A 25,305-nucleotide genomic window follows, 5' to 3' on the forward strand; every position below is an offset into this window, starting at 1 on the left:
TCAGCCCCCGATTGTAGCCCCGCACCGGGCCTGCCGGGGCCGAAACGGACGGGGCCGGCATCCCCGAAGGAATCCGGCCCCGTATGGTTTCGAGTGGCGTTGCGGGGGCAGAGCCCTTTGCGCTGCAAAGGGATCCGACCCCGACTGCGATCCTCAGCGGCTGCTGAGCACGTACTGGGCGATCACACCGGTGGCGATGGCCACCAGCAGCATGTTGCCGCGGTCATCGCGGATCCACTGGTGGCCGTAGGGCGGGCGGCGCAGGTGGTAGCGTGGGTAGTCGTTCACCACATAGACCGGGCCACGGTAGTAGTCGCGGTAGCGATGGCCGACCTTCCAGCCGTAGCCCGGGCCATAGGCCGGGCGGTACACCACACGCGGCGGTGCCGGGCGGTAGTAGCGGTCATGGTCGCGGTGCCACTCGCGGCGATCCTGGCGGTAGTCGCGCCGGGCCTCGCGGCGGTCGCGCTCCCAGTCACGGCGATCCTGGCGCCACTCGCGGCGGTCCTCGCGCCACTCGCGGCGATCATGGTCGCGGCGATGGTCGTTGTCGGCGAAGGCCGGGGCCACGGCGCCGGCCATTACTCGATTGATGCGCATGTCAGACCTCTGCATGGGTGGGTGGTGAACCCATATTGCGCACCCGATCTGAACCGTTTCCGGCTGGAAACGCTTCCCGCTGCAGGACTGTGACGAGGTATTCAGGCCGCGGCCAGCCCGGCAGCCCCTTCCAGGCGCGGCCCGGAACCGGTTCCGGCTATAATTGGCGGTATTCCATTTCAGTCTGTGCCCGCTGCCGCAACGGGATGTTCCCGTGACGGGTCGGGTGCAGGGCCGCGCCTACGGAGACCGCATGTCCTCGCAATACATCTACACCATGAACCGCGTGTCCAAGGTGGTCCCGCCCAAGCGGCAGATCATCAAGGACATCTCGCTGTCCTTCTTCCCGGGCGCGAAGATCGGCCTGCTGGGCCTGAACGGCGCCGGCAAGTCCACCGTGCTGAAGATCATGGCCGGCGTGGACACCGATTTCGAGGGCGAAGCCCGCCCGCAGCCGGGCATCAAGGTCGGCTACCTGGCGCAGGAACCGGAGCTGGACCCGACCAAGACCGTGCGTGAAGCGGTCGAGGAAGGCGTGGGCGAAGTGCTGCAGGCCCAGGCCGCGCTGGACGCGGTGTACCTGGCCTACGCCGAGGAAGGTGCCGACTTCGATGCGCTGGCCAAGGAGCAGGAACGCCTGGAGGCGATCCTGGCCGCTGGCGACGCGCACACCCTGGAAAACCAGCTGGACGTGGCCGCCGATGCGCTGCGCCTGCCGCCGTGGGATGCCATCGTCGGCAAGCTGTCCGGTGGTGAGAAGCGCCGCGTGGCGCTGTGCCGCCTGCTGCTGCAGAAGCCGGACATGCTGCTGCTCGACGAACCGACCAACCACCTCGACGCCGAGTCGGTGGAATGGCTGGAACAGTTCCTGGCGCGCTACACCGGCACCGTGGTGGCGGTCACCCATGATCGCTACTTCCTGGACAACGCCGCCGAGTGGATCCTGGAACTGGACCGCGGCCGCGGCATTCCGTGGAAGGGCAACTACACCGACTGGCTGACCCAGAAGGATGAGCGCCTGAAGCAGGAAGACAACCAGGAAAAGGCTCGCCAGAAGGCGATCCAGAAGGAACTGGAGTGGTCGCGCCAGAACGCCAAGGGCGGCCGCACCAAGGGCAAGGCCCGTCTGGCCCGCCTGGAAGAGCTGCAGTCGGTCGATTACCAGAAGCGCAACGAGACCAATGAAATCTTCATCCCGCCGGGCGAGCGCCTGGGCAACGCGGTGATGGAGTTCAAGAACGTCTCGAAGAAGTTCGGCGACCGCCTGCTGTTCGACAACCTGAACTTCCTGGTGCCGGCCGGCGCCATCGTCGGCATCATCGGCCCGAACGGTGCCGGTAAGTCGACCCTGTTCAAGATGATCACCGGCCAGGAAAAGCCGGATACCGGCGAGATCGTGGTCGGCCCGACCGTGAAGCTGTCCTACGTGGACCAGAGCCGCGACGCGCTGGAAGGCAACCACAACGTCTTCCAGGAAATCGCTGGCGGCCTGGACATCCTCAACATCAACGGCATCGAGATCCAGTCGCGCGCCTACATCGGCCGCTTCAACTTCAAGGGCCAGGACCAGCAGAAGATGGTCGGTTCGCTGTCCGGTGGTGAGCGTGGCCGCCTGCACATGGCCAAGACCCTGCTGCAGGGTGGCAACGTGCTGCTGCTCGACGAACCGTCCAACGACCTGGACATCGAAACCCTGCGTGCGCTGGAAGATGCGCTGCTGGAGTTCCCGGGCAACACCTTCGTCATTTCGCATGACCGCTGGTTCCTGGATCGCATCGCGACCCACATCCTGGCGTTCGAAGGCGACTCGCACGTGGAGTTCTTCCAGGGCAACTACCGCGAGTACGAAGAAGACAAGCGCCGCCGCATGGGCGATGACGCTGCGCCGAAGCGCCTGCGCTTCAAGGCGCTGAAGTAAGGCAACAGGAAAGGCCGCGCTCGCGCGGCCTTTCTCCTTTTGCAATGTGTACCGACCATGCATGCCGGCCAGCGGCCGGCATCTACCCATGAGCGACCCCATGTCCCTGTTCGAGCGCCTGTTCCAGCTGCAGCAGCACGGCACCACCGTGCGCACCGAGCTGCTGGCCGGTGTCACCACCTTCCTGACGATGTCCTACATCGTCTTCGTCAATCCCGAGATTCTCGGCACCACCGGCATGGATGCGGGCGCGGTGTTCGTGGCCACCTGCCTGGCTGCTGCACTGGGTTCGGCGGTGATGGCGCTGGCCGCCAACTTCCCGGTCGGCATGGCGCCCGGCATGGGCCTGAACGCGTTCTTCGCCTTCACCGTGGTCGGCGCTGCCGGCCTGCCGTGGCAGCAGGCACTGGGCGCGGTGTTCATCTCCGGCCTGGTGTTCCTGGTGCTGTCGCTGACTGGCGTGCGTGCATGGCTGGTGTCGGGCATTCCTTCGTCGCTGCGCTCGGCCATCGTGGCCGGCATCGGCCTGTTCCTGGCGATCATCGCGCTGCAGAAGTCCGGCGTGATCGTCGGCAATGAAGACACGCTGGTGGCGCTGGGCCCGTTGAACACCGCGCCGCCGCTGCTGGCGCTGGCGGGTTTCCTGCTGATCGCGGTGCTGGAAGCGCGCCGCATCCGCGGTGCGATCCTGATCGGCATCCTGGCGGTAACCGGCGCCGGCTGGGCACTGGGCGACGTGCAGTACCAGGGCCTGGTCTCGCTGCCGCCGAGCCTGGCACCGACCTTCCTGCAGCTGGACCTGCCGGGCCTGCTGCACCACGACGGCGGCGCGCCGATCGCGGTGCTGCTGCAGGTGGTGCTGGTGTTCGTGCTGGTGGAAGTGTTCGATGCCACCGGCACCCTGTACGGCGTGGTCGGTCGCGCCGGCCTGCTGAAGCTGCCGGGTGCGCAGAAGCGTTTCGGCCGCGCCCTGCTGGCCGACAGCACCGCCACCGTGGCGGGTTCGATGCTGGGCACCAGCAGCACCACCGCCTTCGCTGAAAGCGCCTCGGGCGTGCAGGTGGGCGGCCGTACCGGCCTGACCGCGCTGGTGGTGTCGGCGCTGTTCCTGGCCGCGCTGCTGTTCTCGCCATTGGCGGCGATGGTACCCAGCTATGCCACCGCACCGGCGCTGCTGTTCGTGGCCGGCCTGATGCTGCGCGAACTGGTGGAAGTGGACTGGAGCGACCTGACCGAATCGGTGCCGGCGGCACTGTGTGCGCTGGCGATGCCGTTCACCTACTCGATTGCCAACGGCCTGGCGTTTGGCTTCATCGCGTATGCGGCGCTGAAGGCTGGTACCGGCCGCTGGCGCGAAGTGCATCCGGCGGTGTGGCTGGTGGCGGTGCTGTTCACCCTGCGCTACGCGTTGGAATAAGCGGTAGGTGATGCCGGCCAGCGGCCGGCACTACCGGACGCGGGGTTCACCTGCTGCGCACGGTGCTCTGGGATGATGCGGGCATGGTTCGGCCTGTCCTTCCCACGGATCCGTCTTCGCCGTTGCGCCGTCGATTGCTGCGCGCGGCGGTTCTGGCGCCGTTGGCCGGTACGCTCGCTACCCTGCCCGGCTGCTCGCTGCCGGTGCAGGTCGATGGCACCTTCCTGCAGCCGTGGCGCAGCCACCTGCAATGGGGCCTGGCCGACTGGCAGCGATCCTTGAAGCTTGCACGTACGCTGGGCTGCCGGCAGCTGGTGCTGCAGTGGACCGGCATCGTCGGTGGCAGCGACGGCGACTGGTCACTGCCCGACGGCAGCCTGCAGCAGCTGTTCACCGCGGCCAGCGAGAACGATATCCGCATCCGTGTCGGCCTGCCCTTCCAGCAACGCTGGTGGCAGGCCATCGGCGCAGACGACGCCACGCTGCAGGCGTTCCTGGCCGACAGCCTGGCGCATGCACGTCGCTGGTTGGCACAGGCGCCCTGGGCGCAGCAGCCGGCCTTCGGGGGCTGGTACCTGCCTTACGAACTGGAGCAGTACCACTGGGCCGATCCGGCCCGCCAGCAATGGCTGGCGCAGTGGCTGCAGGGGCTGGTGCAGGCCGCCAGCGCACGCGGCGGCGACTGCGCGATGTCCTGCTACTTCAGCCGCCTGCAGACCGATGGCAACCTGGTCACGCTGTGGCAGGCGCTACTCGCGCACGCGGCCGTGCGACCGATGGTGCAGGACGGCGTGGGGGTGGCCGGCGCTGGCAACGTGCAGCAGTTGCAACCGCTGCTCGATCATTTCCACGCGCACAGCATCGGCTTCGATGCGATCGTTGAGTTGTTCCGCGAACTGCCCGGCGGCCCCGCCGACGGCAGCGGATTCAAGGGCGAAACGGCCGATGCCGCACGCATCCAGCGGCAGTTGGCATGGGCACGCGACAGCGGCGCACAGCACGTGCTGGTCTATGCATTGGAGCCATGGCTGACCCAGGACACACCGCAGGCCGCAGCGCTGCGACGACGTTGGGGCCTGCCTCAGTAGTAGAGGATGGCGGTGGCGAACAGGCCCTTGGCGCGCTGCGTATCACCGCCGCCGATCGCGAAGCGGTACTGCACGGTCAGGTCCAGGTAGGAGCGCGGCGTGTTGTAGTGGTCCTCGCGGAACCAGTAGCGCACGCCCACGCCCGGTCCTGCGCCAAGTGACCAGCTGCGCTGCGTATCGTTGAGCGCGAACGACTGCGCCGGGAACAGCGGATAGCGGATGTCGCGCACGCGCGAGCGCTGGTCGAGCCAGTCCGCTCCCACCACCACATACGGCGTGACCACCCAGTGGGTCTGCCCTGCACCGAAGCGGAAGCTTCGCCCGGCACGCAGTTCACCGGCAGCGAACCACTGTTCGCGATGCAGGCGCCCGTTGGCATCGCCGATCCGCCGCACCGGCGTACCGTTGGCATCGAGCGCGTCGAGGGTGAAGGTGGCACCGTTGTCGTCCCAGGTATATCCCCCCTGCGCGTAGCCACTGACCATCCACCACTGGTTCACATCGGTGCGCAGATCGGTGCCGTGGTAATAGCCGTAGGTCAGGTAGGACATCCAGCCGCCGGAACCGCTGGCCAAGCGGTAGCGCGCCAGCGTGCTGGCTTCCAGTGGCCGGTTCAGTCCCAGCTGCAGGCGGCACTGCACGGCCGCCGATGCGGGGTAGACCTCACCCTGGCGGGTTGCGCTGCCCAGGAACTGGCGGCGCTCGATGCCGGCGCTCAGACCGGTCTGGCCAAATGCGTAGCGCAGGCCGAACGAGGCGATGGTGGACGGCCAGCCGGTGGTGGAGCGCGAATGACTGAGGCGCTCGGCGCGTGCACGCGCATCCGGCGTTGATTCGCCGGTGCACGGATCCACCGCACGGATCGATTCATAGGTGCCGCCTTCGTCGTACAGCGTATTGAGCAGGCGTGCGTAGAGCTCCAGCGTGCCATGCTGGTCATTGAACGCTGGTGGCCGCCAGAACGCCTCCAGCGTGCTGAACACCGAATCGCCCGGCGTGCTGATCGCCGCACCGCCGACATTGGTTGCGGCCTGGCGCGCGCCACGGAAACCCGCCGAAGCGATCACGCCCCACTCGCGCGAGTAATTGGCGATGGCATTGCGCACGTTGTAGCGCTGGTGCTCATCCAGTGCCAGCTCACCGGCATCGGCGCGATCAATGGCGCTACGCAGCAGCGTCACCGCCTGTGGATGATCGCCGTTGGCCGCACTCGCGTACGCCTGGTCCAGCACCACGCTTTTCGGTGCCTTGCCGGTGGCCTCGGCGGCACGGAAGTCGGCCAGTGCCTGCGCAGGTTCGTGCGCCTTCTGGTTGAGGTAGCCGCGCTGCATCAGTGCTCCTGCGTCATCAGGGTGCTGTGCCAGCGCCGTATCCAGCCGCCGCCGCGCTTCGTCCTGTTGGGCACGGTTGCCCGCTGCCAGCGTGGTGGTCAGCAGGCCTTGCAGGTTCGCGTCGTCCGGTGCGTGCTGCACGGCCTGCCGTGCCTCATCGATGGCGTCAGCGTAGTCCCGCCGCGCATAGGCAGCGTAGGCGCGCTGTGCGGCACCGCCATCCCCCTGCAGGTCGGCCGGCATCAGCTCGCAGACATTGCCTGTGTCGCCAGACTGGCAGTGCTGGAACGGTGCCGGGTAGGTCTGGGCGCTGATGCGGGGAAGCGCGCGACTGGAGCGGATCGCCCGGGCGCGTTGCTCGATGCCCTGCTGCAGCAGCTGCTGCGCGCGTGTATCGCCCGCATCCGTCGGCAATGCCGACTGCAAGGGTGCCAGCAGCGCCGCGGCGCGCGTGCGGTCGGCACTGGCCAGCGCCGCATCCACCGCCAGCAGGCGCACGTTGCGTTGCTGCGTTGTTGACCCCGGCGCGGCGAGTGCGGTGTCGAAGTCCTCATTGGCGAGCGCGGTATTGCCCTGGCGCTGGCGCAGGTAACCGCGCATGACCCGTGCATTGAGGTCGTTGGCATCTACCTGCAATGCCTGATCAGCACTGTGCTCAGCGTCGGCCAGCTGATCGCCCTGCAGCTGCGCGGTGATCAGCAGCAACCGGTATGAAGCCACGTCGGGGGCCAGGTCCACGGCAGCGTGGGCCTGCTCAATGGCGGCGGCATCCTCGCCTGCGGACAGCGATTGATAGGCCTGCTGGGCCTGCAGCAGGGCGCGTTGGCGGTCCAGTGCCACGCGCCGCGCGCGTAGCGCCTCGACATTCGGTGCGCCCAACCGCAGCGCGGTGCTGATGGCGGCGTCGGCCTGTTCGGGCTGCTGTTGTGCCTCCAGCGCCGCCACCCACAGCAACGCCCAGGCACCCTGCGTCGGCTGCTGCCGGAAGGCCTGTTCGGCCTTGCCGGCCGCCTCTCCCATCCGCCCGGCGTCATAGGCCGCGTATGCCTCGGTGGCCAGCGCGTAGGCCTGCTGCCTGCTGCGGTCTGCGGCACTGCCGACCGGACGCGACGGGGATGTCGTGCGCGCACCTTTGCCGCCAGTCGCCGCGCCACGTGCAGCGGTGGCAGCCGCCAGCGCCGGCAAGGCCGGATCTTTCATCCCCGCGTCCAGCGCACGCCGCGCCTGCTGCTGCGCTTCTGCACCACGCCCGAGTTTCTGCAGCGCATAGATCTGCAGCAGGCGCAGCCGCACCACGTCCGGGCGCAGCCGGATCGCTTCAGTGGACTGCTGGTACGCCGCTCGGTAGTCACCACGCTCATAGGCGGCAAACGCCTGTTCGGCGATACGGTAGGCAGCTCCAGACAATGGCAGCTGCGCATCGGCCTGGGCCTGTACCGATACGCTGGCCGTGGCCAACGCCACGGCAATGACGGTGGACAGCAGCGTGGTCTTCATGCCGGCAAGGCTCCGGGAGGCGGTGACTGCAGCGTGGCCGCACGCCGGCGCTGTTCCTGCATGGCCTGGGCCACGGCCTCCTCGGTGGTGATGCCCTGCTTGACCAGGTAATCGCCGATGCGGCCGTCGCGCTGCGGCATGTAGTCATCCAGTGCGATCTCGAAGCGCGCGTGATCGATCAGGCGCATCTCCACCAGCAGGTCACCCAGCAAGGGCACGTTGTCCAGGTGCCACTGCCGGTCGCCGCCGATCAGGCGCAGGCCCGCGTTGATTTCGCTTTCGCGGGCGATGCTCTGTTCAACGTGCTCGCTGCGGGTTTCCTGCTTCAGCAGTGCCAACGCCTCTTCGGGCAATGGGCTGGCGACGGCCAGCCGCAGGGTACCTTGCTGACGCGGCGGCAGCGGCAGCATCCGCCATTGCACGCAGGCATCGGCACTGACCGGGAACTGGCAGGCACGCAGGTAATCCACGTCGATCACCGCGCGTGGCAGGTCGCCCTGGAAGGCGATCGCCTCGGCCAGCGTTTCATCATCCAGCCAGCCCTGGGTGAGCAGGATGCGGCCCAACGGCTGCTGGCGGCCTGCCTGCTGCTGATCCAGCGCCTGCTGCAGGCGTTCGGGTTCCACCGCCTGCCAGGTGGTCAACAGCTCACCGAGCTGCTTGCGGGTCTGCACCAGCTGCGCCGCATCCGGGAAGTCGTGCATGGTCTTGTCCCAGACCATGCGCTTGCCGAACAGCAGGTAGGCCAGGAACACCTTCCACGCGCGTGCGGTGGCCATGAAATTGATCATGTTTCCGACCACCATGCGCGGGATCGACATCAGCGCATGCTCCCAGCCATACAGCCGGTTGACGAAGTAGAAGCGCTGCACGACGCGGGTGGCCAGCGCCGCCGTGGTCAGCAGCGCCACGTTCATCTGCCAGGTACCGGCCTGGAACAAGCTGGGAAACTGCATCGTCCACAGCCCGGTCATCTTCAACAGCCAGAACAGCAGCAGCTGCAGGAAGATGAGGTAGGCGATGATGCTGACGAACGAGGTGATGATGCCCTTGCGGTCGCGCGCCAGCAGGTACTTGGTGGCCAGCGAGCCGCGCCAGCCCAGCGACTCCCAGCTCTGCAGGCCGATGCCCAGCACCCACCGCGCCTTCTGCCGGTACGATGCGCGGAAGTTGTCGGGGAAGTACTCGCGCACGCACAGCGCCATCTGCTGGGTGCGCTCGCGTACCGGGCCCCAGCCGAACCAGGACGGGCGACGCACGCGGAACTGCACCGGGAAGCGGGCGAAGATCGACTGCATCCCCATCGCCGCCAGCCGCGCACCGACGTCGTAGTCCTCGGTGAGGCTGTCGGTGTTGAAGGGCTGGTTGTCGGTCTGCGCGCTCAGCGCCAGCAGCGCGCGCCGCGAGAAGCAGGTACCGACACCGGCCGACGGCACCATGCCGGAAACACTTTCGCGCACCACCAGATCCTTGGCATGCCATTCGGCGAACTCGTCCATGTAGACGCCGGCCACCAGTTCGTACCACTCGCGGTCCAGCGAGGTGACCGGCAACTGGATCATGTCCTTGCGCGGCAGCAGGTAGTTGTAGAAGCGCAGTTCCATCGGGTGCAGCACGTCTTCACTGTCATGCAGGATCACCCCGGCGAACTCGATGTCGTGGCGCTTCTCGTAATCGAAGATGGCCAGGATCAGCCAGTTCAGGCAGTCGGCCTTGCTGGTCGGCCCGTCGTGCGGCACTTCCACGCGGCGCAGGCGCTTGTAGCGGCGGCGCATGCGCTCCACTTCGTCGATGGTCTGCTGATCGTTGGGATAGGTGCCGACGAACACCACGTACTCACGGTAGTCGAGCACGTTGATCATGTTCTCCACCATCTGCGCGATGACGTCGTACTCCATCCACGCCGGCACCATGATCGCCAGCGGCTGTTCCGGCCGCTGCAGCAGGTCGTCCTGGGTCAGCGGCCGGTAGGCATCGCGGCGCTTGATCGTGAGTGCGCGCCAGCTCTCGCGCACCCAGTACCAGACATCGATGAACAGGTCATCGAGGCTGGAGATCAGGATCAGCACGGCCACCGCCGCCGCCGTGGTTTCCAGGACGGCGTAGTAGTTGGCCAGCTGGATGTTCCAGAACAGACCGTCCACGGCGGATCAGTGCCCTGCGTTGGCGGACTTGCGACGGCGCACCTGGGTGACGCGGGCGGCCAGCAGCGCGAACACGATCACGCCGACCAGCAGCAGCAACCAGACCATGTGCCGTTCCCACTTCGATTGCGGATTGCCGTCCTGCGCGATACGCGTGCCATAGGGATCCTGGCGATCGAATTCGCGCACGGCATCACTGCCGTCGAGCACGGCGAGATCGCCGCGCAGCAGCCGGAACGGCGCGCCGAACGACGGTGCCTGCGCACCGAGGTCGCTGTAGAGCACGCCCAGCTGGCCGCCGGACGACCCCACCTGCACCACGGCAGCACGATCCAGCCCGCTGACATCCAGCAGCGGCTGCGGCTTCCCGCCGATCAGCAAGTGCCCATCCTTCAGACCGGCCGCATCGACACCCGATGGCGCCACACCGAACGCCAGCCACGGCGCGCCCGGGCTGACCGCGGCACCGGCATCGACCACCTTCAGTTCCGATGCCTCCGGCGACGCGCTCACTGCACTGGCCACGGCGATGACCTTGCCCAGTGAGGTCGGCGCGTCCTGCAGCCAGGTGCCGGGCACGAACACCTGGTTGCCGCGCGACAGCTGGCTGCTGGCACCGACGAAGTCACTGCCCAGCGAACGCTTGGCCAGGGTCAGGTGGCTGCTGGGCAGGATTGAGACCGGGTAGCCGGTGGCCGGATCGTGGCAATAGGGGCGTGCCGGCTGGCGCAGGAAGCTGACGCGGATCTCGTTGCGCGCCGACAGGGCGTAGGCCGGCACCTTGGCCACCAGCCGTTGCGGCTGGCCGTTGGCCGACAGCACCTTGCCACCCAGCAGGTAATCGTTGAAGTAGATCGTCGCCACCGCACCCTGTCCGGCGGCGTTGGGTGCCGCCGAGACATCGATCACCACTTCCTCGGGCAGGCGCCCATCGGCCGACAGCGCGCCGAGGTCGAAACTCGCGCTGCGGTCGGCACGGGTGACGACATCCATCGTACCGGCGATGTTGCCGAGCCGGCTCAACAGCACCTGGTCACCGTCGAGCTTCGGCGTTCCCGCTTGGCTGACCTGCAGGCTGCGGCCCAGCGCGTAGCTGCGCCATTGTTCTGCGAACAACCCGGCGACCTTGCCTGCCGCCGCCGGGTCGACCACCAGCGTCGGGCGCCCGGCAACAGCGACCACGCTGACCGAGGCGTTGGCCGCGGGCTTTTCCAGCCCAGCCATGTCGGCACTGCGCCAGGCACTGAAGGCCGTGCCCGCATCGGCACCCGTAGCGGCAACCTGTACGGCCAGCGCGTCCAGTGCCGCGCGTGCGCCGGTCCGCAACGCATCGCTGCCGATCATCACGTCAGCGGCCAAGGGCCCACTGTCACGCAACGACAGCAGCGCCCCCACTTCGGCCAGGTCCTTGATCGCATGCGTACGCTCGCCGGCAACCAGCGCGGCATAGGCCGGCACGCCCTGCAGGCTGGCCGGGATGCTGATGCCGGTCAGGTCGACGCTGTCACCGACCTTGGGCAGCGCCACCACCTGCACCTGCTTGCCGCCGACCTGCAACGCGGTACCGATGCGCCAGGCGGCGTCGTAGGCCGGCGCCTGCAGCGCCTTGCCATCCACCAGCAGCCGCACCTGCGGTGGCAGCGCGCCCCAGGCCTTGGCCACGGTATCCACGGCACGCCCATCGAAGCGGTAGCTGAAGCGCGAGTCCGGCGACAGCCGCAGCACGTTGGCCGGTGCGCTCTGGTCGGCACACTGGTAGTCGGACACGATCGACCACCAGCCGACGCCGACCCGCACGAAACCGTTCTGCCGGGGTTCGCCATCGATGGCCAGCAGCTGGCTGGCGTCGCCCTGCGCGTCGGTGATCGAGCGCGCGGCGATCGGATCGCCATCGACCGACCACAGGCCCGAGGTGCGCCCGGCGTGACCGCGCACGTAACGCCCATCCAGCTGCAGCTGCGCATCGCGGGTGGCGACGCCGGCCGGCACCGGCAGGTAGAGCTCGCGCTGGCTCTCCTGCCCGCTCAGCACCAGCGGTTGGCGGAAACCAAGTTCGCGCAGGGTCATCTGCCGGTTCACCGTGCTGTCGCCGCTCCATTCGGCGAACTGGCCGGCGACGTTGTCGGCGGCATGGGCAGTGCCAACCACGCCCGACAGGACGAACGCGGCGGCGGAAACAAACAGGGGAGAGCGGCCGGTCTGGGTCATGGCGTCACTTCATGCGGATGGGGGTGGGCGGCACCGCCGCTGCGGAGACCGGGCGAGAATTCGGGAAGCGGCGTGCCGCGCAGGGCAGCGACGATGCGGGCGCTGGCGCGGCCGTCCCCGTAGGGACTGGCATCAGGATCGAAGCGGGTCGGCTGCGGTGGCTGGGCCAGTGCCGCATTGACCCCCTCGACGATGCGCGAGGGCGTGGTACCGACCAGCGTCACCACACCGGCCTCGACCGCCTCCGGGCGCTCGGTGACGTCGCGCATCACCAGAACGGGTCTGGCCAGCGCGGGCGCTTCTTCCTGCACTCCCCCGGAGTCGGTGAGGATGACGTCCGCACGCTGCATCAGGCGCACGAAGCGCAGGTAATCCTGCGGTGGCACCAGGTGCACGTTGTCGAGGTGGCCGAGGTGGGCGTTGACCGGGCCCTGCACGTTCGGGTTGAGGTGCACCGGGTACAGCACCTGCAGGTCCGGCCGCCGCGCCAGTTCGGCCAGCGCGCGGCAGATGTCCTCGAAGCCCTGGCCGAAACTCTCGCGGCGATGGCCGGTGACCAGCAGCAGCCGACGGCCGGGGTCAAGCATGTGGAAGGGCTGATCGGCATGGGCTCGCAGTGCCGGATCGGCATCCAGGCGCTCTACGGTCTGCTGCAGGGCATCGATGACGGTGTTGCCGGTGACCAGGATCTGCCCGCCCAGATGCTCCCGGGCCAGGTTGGCGCGCGAGCTGGGGGTGGGCGCATACAGCTGGTGGCCGACCACATCGATCACCCGCCGGTTCATTTCCTCCGGCCAGGGCCGGTTGATGTCGCCGGTGCGCAGGCCGGCCTCGACGTGGCCGATCGGGATGCGGTGATGGAACGCGGCCAGCGCCGCAGTCATCGCCGTGGTGGTATCGCCATGCACCAGCACCCGGTCCGGGCGCACCTGCGTGTAGAGCGCGTCAAGCCGCTCGAACAGCTTCGCGCACAGCCCATTGAGGGTCTGGTTGGGCACCATGACATCCAGGTCATGGTCGGCAGTGATCTCGAACAGCGACATCACCTGGTCCAGCATCGCCCGGTGCTGGCCGGTGATGCAGACCACCGATTCGATGTCCGCAGCCCCCGCCAGGGCCCGTACCAGCGGCCCCATCTTGATCGCTTCCGGCCGCGTGCCGAACACCGACAGGACCTTCATGGCAGCGCTCCGGAAGGCCGGTGCGACGAGGGGCAGGCAGCTGTAGCCACGTCTGGATCCTTTCGATGATCCCGTCCAATACCCGCAGGCAGGAGACGGTCATCTCATGAGGAAACTCCAAATTCGCGACATACATCACATTAAGTCGACTGTATGCGCGTCGTGGCATCGATCTTCATCGTTGCAGGATCAAGACGCAGTCAACGCCGCCCGTGGAACGGACGACGTTGCGGTGGAACGCAGCAGTGGCGCGGCCTGCGGCCGCCTTACTCGTACTGGATGGTGAACGTGGCCTGGCCGTTCGCGACACCGGCGCCGACGGTGCCGGCCTGGGTCTGCACATAGCGTGCACGCAGCGGCAGTGCCATCACGCTGGTACCCGGCGCGGTGGTGCCGACGTTGATGGTCTGGCCGAAGCGCACTTCGCGCTCGGTGCTGCCATCGCGCTGGACCATCTGGATGCCGATGCGGGTGGCGCTGTTGCTGGCCGCACTGAGCTTCAGTACGCCCGGCATGTTCGAGCTGTCCTGGTCGGCATCGAGGCGGATGCCGATCTTGCTCTGGTAGGCCGCGACATTGCTGCCCTGGCAGTTCAGGCGGATCTCGAAGTCACGATCAACGGCCTTGGAGCCGACACCGGTGAAGGTGGTGTTGGCCACGCTGCCGAAATCGACGGCAATGTTGCGGCTGCCGGCCTGCACTTCGCAGGTCGGGCTGACCACGGTGGTGCCCGAGCCCTTGAAGGTCGAGGTCAGCACGGGACGCCCGGGGCCATCACCGTCGAAGTAATACGTGGTGAAGCGGCCATTCGGCGCGATCACGCCGGAACCGGTCTGAGCGGCAGTCTTGATCAGCTGAATGCGGAAGCGACCGCCGATCAACGTAACCGTCGAATTGCCGCCGAAAGTGAGCTGATGCGGGTAATAGACCTGGATCGAACCCGAATCACGGAACAGTTTGATGCCCACGCCAGGAACATCGGTTTCATACGTATCCGAGAAGCCCGGCACCGGGCGCTTCTGCGCAGCGTTGACGTACTCACCGATCGAACGGCCTCCGGACCAGTAGTCACAGCTGGCAACCCGGTCACGCTGGTTGATCGATTCGCTGATTTCCTTGATCACGCCACCGACCGGCGTGCTGGGCAGGATCACGATCTGCCCCATGTCCATGGTGACGTCCTGCGCAACGAAACCGTTGATCTGGATGCGGCAGGCCGCACTGGCCTGCTGTGCCAGCAACACACCGCCCAACAATGCGAGGCCGGCGAGTGCCTTGCGGCCACGGGAAGAAATCATCGGCATGCTGCCTCCAGCGGGATGAAGCCGGTCTTGGACGCATCGGCGCCTGCCGGTACCTGGTAATCGACGGTGCAGCGCTGGTCGGCGCCGGCGCCCCACTCCACCAGCAGGCTGCCCTGGTTCTTGTCACTGCGCACGTACAGGCGGCCACCCTGGCTGACCATGCCCACCGGCTGGCCCTGCTCGTCCTTGACCTGTGCACCGAACGGCATGGTGCGGCCATCGGGGTTGCGGACCTGGATCAGCAGCGCGTTGCCCTTGCGGGTATCGAAGCGCAGGTAGCTGATCGCACCGGCGAACGGCGCGACCGACTGGCTGGTGCTTTCCAGTTCGACGTCGTGGGCCATGCCCTGCGGGTCGAGGGTGACGGTGTTGAGGCGGTACGGCGACACGTACGGCACCACGGCGTAGCCACGGCCATCGACGCGCAGGCCCGGGGCGTTGCTGACGATCGCATCGCGCGCACCCGGTGCTTCGACCAGCACCATGGTATCGCCACGCTGCGGGGTGAACGTGAAGCCGCCCGGATGCACGACCACGCTGCCGTTGGCACCGACCGAGGCCTGGCGGAAATCACGCGAATGGCTGTAGGTGGCGTTCAACGCGGAGTAGCGGCTGCGGTACTCGGCATTGCCGACAGCGGTGGTGCCACCCTCGCGGGAATCGGACAGGGCCACGCCGTAGCTGAAGTTGTTGTCGACGCCGGTCGAACCGGTGATGCCGACGCGGCTGTTGTCGTAGCCACCGCGGTCGCGCACGCCGAGATCGGCGCTGAACGACACCGGGTGGGTGCCACGGCCCAGCGGCACGCTCATCGACAGCAGGTACTGGGTGTCGGAGCGGCCAAGCACGCCCTCTTCGGTGCGCAGCGCCGAGAAGCCGTAGTTCACCGAACGCCAGGCATTGTTGTAGCCCACCTGGTACTGCTTGGAGGTGCCGGAACGGTCGTAGAAGTCACGCACCGAGCCGGTCACGTACAGCGCGCCGCCGCGACGGCCCAGCGGCTGGTTCAGCGTTACCTGGAACTGGCTGCGCTGACGGCCACGGGTGGTCGGATCGATGCCGCGCTTGTCCGAATCACGGCCATACAGCGCGTCCTGCAGGCTGTAGAAGCCCTCGGTCGAATAACGGTAGGCGGCCAGGGTCAGGTTGGTCCCGGTCTCGCCGATCATGTTGCTGTAGCTCAAGCGCACGCTGGCACCGGTGTGGTCGCCATAGTGGTCGAACGAGGTGCGTGCATGAGTGACGTCGGCGGCGAAGGCGCCGACCGGCGTGGACAGGCCGACACCGTACAGCAGCGACAGGTAGCCATCGCTCAGCGCCGTGCCGCCGTACAGGGTCAGCTGGTTGCCGATACCGCGCTGGTAGGTGCCCTGCACCAGCCACGGCTCATCGGCCAGCAGCTTGTTGCGCACCTGGCCGGCGGTCAGCGCGTAGCGCGACACGCCTTCGCGCAGCATCTGCGGCACCGAACCGAACGGCACCTTGAATTCGCGGCGGCGGCCATCGGCCTCGATCACGCTCACTTCCAGGTCGCCGCCGTAGCCGGTCGGGTACAGGTCGTCGATGACGAAGCTGCCCGGCGACACGGTGGAGGAATAGATCAGCTGCTGGTTCTGGCGCACTTCAACGCGTGCGTTGGTTTCGGCAATGCCGCGCACGACCGGCGCGTAGCCGCGCAGCGAATCGGGCAGCATGCGGTCATCGCTGGCCAGGCTGGCGCCGCGGTAACCGATCGAATCGAACAGTTCGCCGGTGGTGTAGGCCTCACCGATGGTGAGCATGCCGCGCACCTGCGGGATGCCGCGCTGTGCGTAAGTGGCGATGCTCTGCCAGTGGCGGCCGTTGCCTTCGGACCAGGTCAGGTTGGAATCGTGGCGGAACTGCCAGCCCCCCAGGTTCAGGCCGGCGTTGAGGCCGAGGTAGGCACTGCGGTTGCGCTGGCCACCCTCGACGCGGCTGTCGCTGTCGATGGCGTTGAAGCTGTAGCCGACGAAGCCGGCATTGATGCCGCGGTCCCACAGCGAAGGATTGACGTAGCCACGCGCTTCACGACGCAGGAACACCTGCGGGATGCTAAGGTCGTAACGCAGGTTGCCGCTGTCATAGATGCCGTAGGCATTGGCCATGCGCCGCTGCACCGGCACGCAGCTGGTCTTGTCGGTCGGCACGGACGGATCCTGCTGCAGCAGCACGGCCTCGCTGTCCACGCCCATTTCTTCCAGCATCGGCAACGGCAGGCAGGCGTCGACACGGCCCTGCTCATCGGCCTTGAACTGCAGGTCGCGGCGGCCCTGCCAGCCACCGTTGACGTAGACGTCGACGCGGTAGGTGCCGGCCACCATCGGGTTGCCATTGGTGAAGGACGCCAGATCGACCTGCTTGGCCTGGCCGGACAGGAAGCTGGAGTTGAACTGGGCCGACTCGGGTGCACGCGCATTGGCCGCACCGCTCTGCGCCATCAGCGCCTGTTCGCCGAGATTGGCCGGGGCAGCCAGCGCCCATCCTGGGCAGGCCACGCCAGCAACCAGCAGGCAGATCGCCTGATGGATCGACAATGTCAATCTGTTTCCGATCACACTGACATTCCTTCAATTCGCCGCACGGCGGCGGTGGCGGGATGCGCAGGCCCAAGTCCCGCGCGGCGCGTTCAGCCCCCGGTGCTGCCGAGGCGGACCTTGTGTTCCACCCGACCGCCGTAATCGTTGATGGTGATGAAGCGCACCTGGTCGGAGCCCGCCGGTGCGGTGAACTCCAGGCTCTGCTTCGGCGCGACCATCGCGCCCTTGTCTTCGACGGTCTTCTCGCTGCTGCCGGTCACGGCATGCACTTCAGCCAGCGTGACGTGGAAGGGGCTCGGGTTTTCCACCCGCAGGCGGTCGCCAGTGCGGGTCCAGCGCAGCGCTGCCGGCGCGTCGTTGGCGACGCCCTTCAGGCCCTGCGGCCGGTAGAAAAGCTTCAGCCGCGAACGGAACGCGACCTGCAGGTAATTCTGGTCACCGCTGTCGGCGTTGTCGGGCGACGGCGGCACGTCCAGCACGTTCAGCCAGAACACCGACTCGCGGTCGGTCGGCAGCTGCGCGCCGGAGAAGATCAGGCGCAACGCCTGGCTGCGGCCCGGCTCGACGCGCGCGATGGGCGGCGTCAGTACGAACGGGGCATCGCTGGTATCAGCGGTCTGGTTGGCGTCGCCGCTGTCGATCCAGGCCTGCACCAGCGCCGGCGATTCGCCCACGTTGTCGACCTGCACGGTGACTTCGCGCGCCTGCGCCGGATAGATCACTCGCGTGCCGTTGACCACCACGCCGGCCAGAGCGTTCTGGCAGAAGGGCAGCGTGAACGCTGCCAGCAGCAGCGCCCGGGGAAAGATTGCTTTCATCGGAAGTACTACGCTCGAGGGGTGTGGCCAGAGGCCGCGGAGCACTGGCCGGCGCGTACGCCGGCCAGTGCGGGTACGGCTACGATCAGTTGTAGATGATCGTGTACTTGACGCTGCTGGTGACGTCGCCCGGGGTGGCGGCGGCAGTGGCGTAGTACTCAGCGTAGTAGTTCAGATCGGCCGAGCCGTCGGTGCCGACGGTGACCCACTGCGAGTTGGTCTGGGCCAGGCCAGCGCCGGCAGCCTTGATCGGCAGGAACTGGTTGTTCGAACCCAGCAGCTGCAGCTGCACGTTGGTGGCAGCGTTGGCCGAGGACTGGTTGACCAGGCGGCCGCTGTTGAAGTCGACGGTCGAACCCGGCTCGAAGTAGGTCGCGACGTTGCCGGCGCTGCACTTGGTCAGGTTGATGGCGAACGGGGTACGGCCCGCAACGGCACCGGCGGTGGCCAGAGTGTTCTTGGACACGGTCGGCAGGTTGACGGCGAAGTCCTTGCCGCCCGGGGTCGAGATGGTGCAGGTCTTGTCGGTGACCTTGCCATTGAAGGTGATGGTGCCGTCGGCGGCGTTGGCGGCCAGCGGAGCGGCGGCCAGCATCAGAGCGGCAATGAGATTGATCTTGTGCATTCGCTTTTACCTAACCCTACTGAAGAGATGAGAAGTAGAGGAGGAAGCAAGGAGCACTGCCGGGCTATCAAGACCCATCCTTGCGTCTCACCTGTGGCCGGACTCGGACATACCTTCCCCTGAATCCGTGACGCAAGTATAGGCACAACTGTGATGAAAGTCTCATTATTTTTCTGAACGCCAATTCATTGACGCATTAAATGTGACGTGGTAGGCAGAATGGGATCCCGACGGGCATGGAGGATTTGACGGCGACGCGATCAGGTCGCGAACGGCCCTGGATGACGGGTTGAGCGGCGCGTTCGGCATGCGCGAAAACAGGCCTTTTTCAGGTGGAAATCGCCTTATTTGATGCGCATCACTCTTTCTTGGTGATGGCCCTAGCAGATTCGGATTTGTCCTATTAAAGACGGATCGAACCTGTCGCTAACTAGGACACACCGAACCAGAGAACGTGTCATGAGGAATTCCATTCTGCTGTGTGTGGCCCTGATGTCCGTCAGTGCACTGGCCCAGGCCAGCAGCGGCAGCATCCGTTTCAGCGGCCGTATCGCCGAGCCGGGCTGCACGACGAACCTGTCCCAGGGTGAGCTGAGCCTGGCGGCCTGCCCGCCGTCGGCCAAGGGCTCGACGGTGGCCGTGACGGCACTGGCCGATGGCCAGGCCGCGACGCTGCGCGATGGCAAGCGTCAGGGCCAGAAGCTGTCGGTGTCGGCCAGCGCGATGCGCGCCGGCGATATCGCCTTCTCCGAGCGCTACAGCGTGCAGGCTTCGAAGCAGCAGCCGCTGCAGGGTGCTTACCTGGTCGTGGTCGACTACCTGTAAGCCCTGCCGGCCGGTATTACTCCGGCTGCGGCAACTCGAACACCTGGCGCAGATAGGCCAGATAGCCGGGATCGTCGCACATGCTCTTGCCCGGCGAATCGCTGAGCTTGGCCACCGGCTGGCCGTTGCAGCGGACCATCTTGATGACGATGTTGAGCGGCGTCGGGCCCAGATCATTGGTCAGGTGGGTGCCGACGCCGAACGCGACCTGGCAGCGCCCCCTGAAGTAGTCGTACAGGCGCATCACCTTGGCGATGTCGAGCCCGTCGCTGAACACCAGCACCTTGCTGCGCGGATCGACGCGGCGCTGCTGGAAGTGCGCAAGCATGCGGTCACCCCAGTCGAACGGATCGCCGGAATCATGGCGCACGCCGTCGAACAGCTTGCAGAAGTACATGTCGAAGTCGCGCAGGAACGCATCCAGGCCGACCACGTCGGACAGCGCGATGCCCAGATCGCCGCGATACTCGCGCGCCCACGACTCCAGTGCCGCCACCTGCGAATCACGCAGGCGCGGGCCCAGTGCCTGGAACGCCTGCAGGTACTCATGGGCCATGGTGCCGTGCGGGGTCATGCCGTACAGGCGGGCGAAGTGCACGTTGCTGGTACCGACCAGCTGCGGGCCGAGCGCATCGCGCAGCAGCGGCAGCAGGCGGGCGTGCCAGTCACGCGAGTAGCGTCGACGGCTGCCATAGTCGGCGATGCGGCATTGCTCGAAGCCGGGGGTATCGCGCAGCAGCGCGGCCTTGGCCTGCAGGCGGCGCTCGCCCTCGGCGAAATCGGCCGTGGTGGTGTTGCGGAACCAGACTTCGTTGATGATCGCCAGCAGCGGCACTTCGAACAGGATGGTGTGCAGCCACGGACCGGTGATGTCCAGTTCGATCTCGCCGGGCACGGTCTTCGACGCGCGCAGCTGGATGTACTTGCGGTCGAGGTGGAACAGGCCGAGGAAATCGGCGAAGTCCGGCTTCACGAAGCGCAGGCCACGCATGTAATCCAGCTCCGCATCACTGAAGCGCAGGCTGCACAGGTGGTCGATCTCTTCGTCGATCTGGTCGATGTAGCGGGCCAGGTCGATGCCGGGGGTGCGGCACTTGAACCGGTACTGCACCTGGGCGCCGGGGTGCTGGTGGAGCACCGCCTGCATCATGGTGAACTTGTACAGATCGGTGTCGAGCAGGGACTGGATGATAGGCATGGGGCGGATTATGCGCCCGGCGGAGTGAACCGTGGGCGCGCCCGCCTTCCGTAGAGCCGAGCCCACGCTCGGCTGGATGTTGCCTGAGCCGAGCGTGGGCTCGGCTCTACAACGACCTGCGCAGCAGCCTCGGCACCAGCATCAGGGCATGCGCCCAGATCGCGCCCCACACCGCCACGCACACCGGCAGCGAGCGCTGCCTGGCCTCGAACTTCTGGAAATAGCGCCACAGGCCCTTGTGCTTGTGCCATTCAACGAAGAACGGCCGCGAACGGCTGGAGACACCGCGCACGTGGGTGACATGCAGGTCGTTGGCGATCGCCACCACTGCGCCGGCCTCGCGTGCGCGGCGGCACAGGTCCAGGTCCTCGGCGTGCAGGCGGTAGCCCGCGTCCCAGCCGCCGATGCGCTCGAACAGTGCGCGCGGCATCATCAGCAGCGCACCGGACAGGGCCGGCACCCGCTGCAGCGCCAGGTGCGGCTCACGCGGTACCGCCAGCTTCGAGCCCTTCCCGGGCGAACGCAGCATCAACAGGAAATCCGGATCACGACGGCGCACCGCCTCGTCGGCATGGCCATGCTCGTCCAGCTGCTCAACACCCAGCAGGCAGTCGCCCAAGGCTTCGGCACGGCGGCGCAGTTCAGCCAACGTATCCGGCTCGACCATCAGATCCGGGTTGATGAAGGCCAGCCACGGGCTGTGCGAATCGGCCACGCCCTGGTTGTTGGCGGCGGCAAAGCCGGGATTGTCCGGATTGCCGACGAAGCGCACGCGGGGGTCGTGGCTGGCATGCCGCTGCACGATGTCCAGCGTGCCATCCATCGAGCCATTGTCGATCACCCGGATCTCGGCCACGTCCTGCGCCTGGCGCAGGCGCGAGAGGCAGGCGTCGATGGTGCTGCCACTCTGGTAGGTGACGACGATGGCGGCAATGGCAACATTCAAACGGGTGGCTCCGGCGCGGACGGGACGAACAGGTCGCCCTGTTCCTTCGGCATTATCGCCTGCCGCATGCGCTGCTGCAGGTCGGCGCGCAGCCCGTGCAGCGGGTCGTGCATCAGGAAGTCCGCCAACCGAGGCACCCAGCCCGGCCAGCGCGCGGCCAGTGCTTCGAGATCGCCGTCACGGCTGACCGCCTCCCCTGCCCGGCTGACGAAGGCGGTCTCGCACAGCACGTTGCGCCAACCCAATCCGGCCATGCGCAGGCTGAGGTCGACCAGCGCCGCGTTCCAGCCGGCATAGCTGTCCACGTCCAGGCCACCGGCACGACGGCGCGCGTTGCCACGCACCAGCACCGCGTGGGTGACCGCCGACGGCAGCTCCGGGTGCAGCGTTGGCAGGCTCGCGCAGGTCTGCGCCAGCAGGTCCGGATCTTCAGGCTCGGGATTGATTTCGCCCAAGCGCGGCCAGGCGGAGGTTTCACCGGCGTTGCACCAGGGGGTTGCGGTTGCGATGGCCGCGTCGCGGGCAAAGGCATCCTGCAGCTGCTGCAGCCAGCCCGGTGCCGGCATGCTGTCCGGTGCCAGCACCGCCACGTCGAGGCCATCGCAGGCGCGCAGCATTTCATCGAGGTGGGCGACTTCGCCCAGCGGCCGTGCGCGCCGGGTGTACTCGGCCTGCAATGGCGTATGTGCCAACCAGTGTTCCACCACCGCCTGCGCACGCGGCCCGGTCTGCGCGTCGTCGGCCAACCAGACCGCGGTTCCCGGCGCGGTGCCGGCATCCAGCGCAGCCAGGCAACGATCCAGTGCAGCATCGTCCACGCACAGCGGCAACAACACGATCGCCCCCATCCCGCCTCCGTGGTTGTCGGTAGCCACAGCCTAGCACTGGGAGGGTATCGGCCGGGTTGCACCCGGCGCCCGCTTCAGGCCGGAGCAACAGCAACAGCCGAAGCAAAGGCTGGGTTCCTGGGGGATGGCGGGGTGGGTCCGGTTGCGGGGGACGCCGTAAACCCGTCCATGGGGGCTTGGCCGCGGCATCCATGCCGCGGACACCCCCGCAACCGGACCCACCCCGCCTTCGACAGTTGCCTGCGATCTGCCGGGCATTGCTTTCTGTAGAGCCGAGCCATGCTCGGCTCAGATCTCACAGATATCGAAATATTCGATTTCGATGGAGCGTCTTCCACGCATGGTGTGGATCCAGCGTGTCGACCAAGGTCGACACCTACCAACAGCACACGGAATCTGTCAGAGGCGGGGCGGTGTGGGTTGGCAGGACCGTTGGCGCCATGGATGGCGCCATCGAGCCCCCAGGGACGGGTTTACGGCGTGTCCTGCCAACCCACACCGCCCCGCCATCCCCCAGAAACCCGCTGTTGCTGTTGCTGTTGCTGTTGCTCCAGCCTCTGCGGGTGCCGGGCGCAGCCCGGCCGTAAACCCCTTACTTCTTTGCGCGCGGCTGGTTCAGCGGTTCCATCGCGCGGAAGCGCTGGCTGTACTCGTCGGTCAGGGTGCGTGCTTCCTGCCCGTTGCGCACGATGCTCGGGGTCAGCAGCACGATCACCTCCGAACGACGGCTGGTGCGGCTCTTCTGCCCGAACAGTGCACCGACCACGGGAATCCGGCTCAGGCCAGGAATACCGCTGCTGCCATCGGTGGCCGTGTCGGTGATCAGGCCGGCCAGCATGATGGTGTCCCCGCTCTGCACCGCCGCTTCGGTCGACAGCTTCTTGGTGGAAATACGCGGGTTGCAGTTGCGCTCCGTCGGATTGCAATTGTCCGGCACGTTGGAGGCACTGCTCACTTCCTGCACGATGTCGAGGAACACGGTGCCATCACGGGTCACGCGCGGCCGCACCTTCAGGATCACGCCGGTGTCGATGTACTGTACCGAGCTGTAGCTGCTGGTGCCGATACCGGTGTTCACCGTGGTGGTATTGATCGGCACCTTGTCACCCACGTTGAGCGTGGCCTCGGCGTTGTTGCGCACGAACACCGAGGGGGTCTGCAGCAGGCGTACATCGGTGACCTTGTCCAGCGCGCTTACCACCGCTGCGCCATTGTGGCCGGTGAACGCCCAGCCCAGCCCTTCGCCGGCGGTTGCGGCACCGGCGAAGCTGCTCCAGGAGCCGCCGGCAGCCGCCGGCAGGGTCACGCCACTCAATGCGCCGGTCAGCGCCCGTCCGGCCACAGCGTTGTCGAAGAACCAGTTCACGCCGTACTTCAGATCACCATCCAGCGCGACCTCGGCCACCTGTGCTTCGATATGCACCTGCAGCGGCATCACGTCCAGCTTCTCGATCACCTCGCGGATCGAACGCCAGGCCTGCGGGGTCGAACGCACCAGCAGGGTGTTGGTTTCCTCCACCGCCGACACGCCCACGCGATCGCCTTCCACTTCCAGGCTGACGCTGACATTGCCGGACTGGCGCTGCGGCAGGTTCATGCTGCCGTTGCCGGTGCCACTGGAACCACTGCCCGACGTCGAACCGAAATTGCTGCTGTTGTTGCTGTCCATGCCACGATCACCGTCGCTGCCCAGCTGCGACGGCATCGCGCCCGGTGCCAGCGATGCAGGGCTGGAGCCGCCGCGGTTGCCACTGCTGGCGAACGCTTCGCTGAGGCGCTCGGCCAGGTCACGTGCTTTGATGTAGCGCAGCTCGTAGGAGAACAGGCGCGCACTGCCACCGGCCGTATCAATACGGTCCAGCCACTGCTGGATCTGGTCCAGGTAACGCACCTGCGGGGTGATCACCAGCACCGCGTTGGCATTTTCCAACGGCAGGAAGCGGAACATGCCGGCGCTGGGCGTCTTGCTCTCCTCGCCGAACACTTTTTCAAGGTCGGCGGCGACCTGCTCGGCCTTGCCGGACTGGATCGGGAACACGCCCACCGACATGCCCGAGAGCCAATCAACGTCGAAGATCTCGACGGTGCGCATGTAGTTTTCCAGCTCGGCGCGGGTACCGCCCAGGGTGATCACGTTGCGGCCACTGTCGACGTTGACGATGGCGTTGGGCCGCGCATACGGCTCCAGCACCTTCTTCATCTCGGTGGCGGAGATGAACTGCAGCGGGATCACACGCACTTCGAAACCGCGCGCGCTGGCAGCCGGCGCCGTGCTCGGTGCGACGGTACCGGCCAGCGCCTGATCGGCGGCGACGATGTTGTAGCGGCCGCCGCTGTACACCATGCGGGCGTTGTTCCAGCCCAGCACCATTTCCAGCAGGTTCAACGCCTGCGCCGGCGACACCGGCTTGGGCGTCGCCAGCGTGACCGTGCCCTGCACCCCGGGTGCGATCACGTAGTTCTGGCCCAGCATGTCACCGAGGATGGCCTTGACCACCGCGTGCACCGACTCGCCTTCGAAATTGAAGGTCGCCTCACCGGTGCTGGCGCCATGCAGTGCCGGTGCCGGAGCGCGGGCCGCTTCGCGGTTGATCATGGTGCCGGTGCCACGTCGGATCACCGCCTGCGGAGCGCCCTGGGCGTCACGGGCAGCGTCAGCGGCGACTTCGGCCGCTTGGCCGGCCTCGGCAGTGGGCGACAGATTGCCCTTGCGCTGCACATGCGGCGCGGACACGGTGCTGCAGCCGACCAGCAGCGCGAGGGCAAAGGACCAGGGAAGGAAACGCAGGCTCATGCATT

At 67.0% G+C, this 25,305-nt stretch carries 17 protein-coding genes; 4 read left to right on the forward strand and 13 right to left on the reverse strand.

The genetic code is table 11. The features are described from left to right. Window positions 1–153 precede the first annotated feature (153 nt). Entirely contained in the window at window positions 154–600 is a 447-nt protein-coding gene (locus N5D91_RS15300; RefSeq protein ID WP_180855252.1) for an RcnB family protein, read from the reverse strand. A gap of 253 nt (window positions 601–853) precedes the next feature. Here N5D91_RS15300 and ettA point away from each other — a divergent pair, with 253 nt between their 5' ends. The 3 genes from ettA to N5D91_RS15315 all read left to right on the forward strand — a co-directional run bounded on the left by ettA (window position 854) and on the right by N5D91_RS15315 (window position 5,023). Next, window positions 854–2,518: an energy-dependent translational throttle protein EttA gene (ettA, locus tag N5D91_RS15305; protein ID WP_014035954.1), complete on the forward strand. Its 1,665-nt coding sequence runs from the start codon at window positions 854–856 to the stop codon at window positions 2,516–2,518. A 100-nt stretch (window positions 2,519–2,618) separates the two neighbouring features. Then, window positions 2,619–3,935 (forward strand): NCS2 family permease, encoded by a 1,317-nt coding sequence (locus tag N5D91_RS15310; RefSeq protein ID WP_279907078.1) that lies wholly within the window; start codon window positions 2,619–2,621, stop codon window positions 3,933–3,935. A 122-nt stretch (window positions 3,936–4,057) separates the two neighbouring features. Then, complete coding sequence (locus N5D91_RS15315; RefSeq protein WP_110711024.1) at window positions 4,058–5,023, forward strand: DUF4434 domain-containing protein; 966 nt, start codon at window positions 4,058–4,060, stop codon at window positions 5,021–5,023. On the opposite strand, the gene N5D91_RS15320 is transcribed toward N5D91_RS15315, so the two are convergent. The 8 genes from N5D91_RS15320 to N5D91_RS15355 all read right to left on the reverse strand — a co-directional run bounded on the left by N5D91_RS15320 (window position 5,017) and on the right by N5D91_RS15355 (window position 18,689). Then, on the reverse strand, window positions 5,017–7,851 hold the full coding sequence (locus N5D91_RS15320; protein WP_180855254.1) for a hypothetical protein: 2,835 nt from the start codon (window positions 7,849–7,851) through the stop codon (window positions 5,017–5,019). The two genes, N5D91_RS15315 and N5D91_RS15320, sit on opposite strands and share 7 nt — an antisense overlap. Beyond that, a complete protein-coding gene (locus N5D91_RS15325) occupies window positions 7,848–9,995 on the reverse strand; it encodes a glycosyl transferase family protein (protein ID WP_180855256.1) in 2,148 nt (715 codons plus the stop codon). Before N5D91_RS15325 ends, N5D91_RS15320 begins: the two co-directional genes overlap by 4 nt. 6 nt (window positions 9,996–10,001) lie before the next feature. Continuing rightward, window positions 10,002–12,203: a hypothetical protein gene (locus N5D91_RS15330; protein WP_180855258.1), complete on the reverse strand. Its 2,202-nt coding sequence runs from the start codon at window positions 12,201–12,203 to the stop codon at window positions 10,002–10,004. Continuing rightward, a complete protein-coding gene (gene wecB, locus N5D91_RS15335) occupies window positions 12,200–13,384 on the reverse strand; it encodes a UDP-N-acetylglucosamine 2-epimerase (non-hydrolyzing) (RefSeq protein ID WP_180855260.1) in 1,185 nt (394 codons plus the stop codon). Before wecB ends, N5D91_RS15330 begins: the two co-directional genes overlap by 4 nt. A gap of 266 nt (window positions 13,385–13,650) precedes the next feature. Continuing rightward, window positions 13,651–14,688, reverse strand: coding sequence for a fimbrial protein (locus N5D91_RS15340; protein WP_110711019.1), 1,038 nt, complete (start codon window positions 14,686–14,688; stop codon window positions 13,651–13,653). Then, a complete protein-coding gene (locus tag N5D91_RS15345; protein WP_164162128.1) occupies window positions 14,679–17,243 on the reverse strand; it encodes a fimbria/pilus outer membrane usher protein in 2,565 nt (854 codons plus the stop codon). The genes N5D91_RS15340 and N5D91_RS15345 overlap by 10 nt, the downstream gene beginning before the upstream one ends. Window positions 17,244–17,335: 92 nt before the next feature. Continuing rightward, on the reverse strand, window positions 17,336–18,064 hold the full coding sequence (locus tag N5D91_RS15350) for a fimbria/pilus periplasmic chaperone (protein WP_153856271.1): 729 nt from the start codon (window positions 18,062–18,064) through the stop codon (window positions 17,336–17,338). 85 nt (window positions 18,065–18,149) lie between these two features. Then, a complete protein-coding gene (locus N5D91_RS15355) occupies window positions 18,150–18,689 on the reverse strand; it encodes a fimbrial protein (RefSeq protein ID WP_094000459.1) in 540 nt (179 codons plus the stop codon). A gap of 459 nt (window positions 18,690–19,148) precedes the next feature. Here N5D91_RS15355 and N5D91_RS15360 point away from each other — a divergent pair, with 459 nt between their 5' ends. Further along, window positions 19,149–19,514, forward strand: a complete 366-nt coding sequence (locus tag N5D91_RS15360) for a hypothetical protein (RefSeq protein ID WP_014645902.1) — start codon at window positions 19,149–19,151, stop codon at window positions 19,512–19,514. Between the two features lie 16 nt (window positions 19,515–19,530). On the opposite strand, the gene pncB is transcribed toward N5D91_RS15360, so the two are convergent. The 4 genes from pncB to gspD all read right to left on the reverse strand — a co-directional run bounded on the left by pncB (window position 19,531) and on the right by gspD (window position 25,300). After that, on the reverse strand, window positions 19,531–20,712 hold the full coding sequence (gene pncB / locus N5D91_RS15365) for a nicotinate phosphoribosyltransferase (RefSeq protein ID WP_110711016.1): 1,182 nt from the start codon (window positions 20,710–20,712) through the stop codon (window positions 19,531–19,533). Between the two features lie 106 nt (window positions 20,713–20,818). Continuing rightward, window positions 20,819–21,658: a glycosyltransferase family 2 protein gene (locus N5D91_RS15370; protein WP_180855261.1), complete on the reverse strand. Its 840-nt coding sequence runs from the start codon at window positions 21,656–21,658 to the stop codon at window positions 20,819–20,821. Beyond that, window positions 21,655–22,506, reverse strand: a complete 852-nt coding sequence (locus N5D91_RS15375) for a glycosyltransferase (RefSeq protein ID WP_180855263.1) — start codon at window positions 22,504–22,506, stop codon at window positions 21,655–21,657. Before N5D91_RS15375 ends, N5D91_RS15370 begins: the two co-directional genes overlap by 4 nt. A 592-nt stretch (window positions 22,507–23,098) precedes the next feature. After that, window positions 23,099–25,300, reverse strand: coding sequence for a type II secretion system secretin GspD (gspD, locus tag N5D91_RS15380; RefSeq protein WP_180847395.1), 2,202 nt, complete (start codon window positions 25,298–25,300; stop codon window positions 23,099–23,101). Window positions 25,301–25,305: the final 5 nt, after the last annotated feature.

The sequence above is a fragment of the Stenotrophomonas sp. GD03794 genome (assembly GCF_029842145.1).
GTDB classification, from domain to species: Bacteria; Pseudomonadota; Gammaproteobacteria; order Xanthomonadales; family Xanthomonadaceae; genus Stenotrophomonas; species Stenotrophomonas riyadhensis.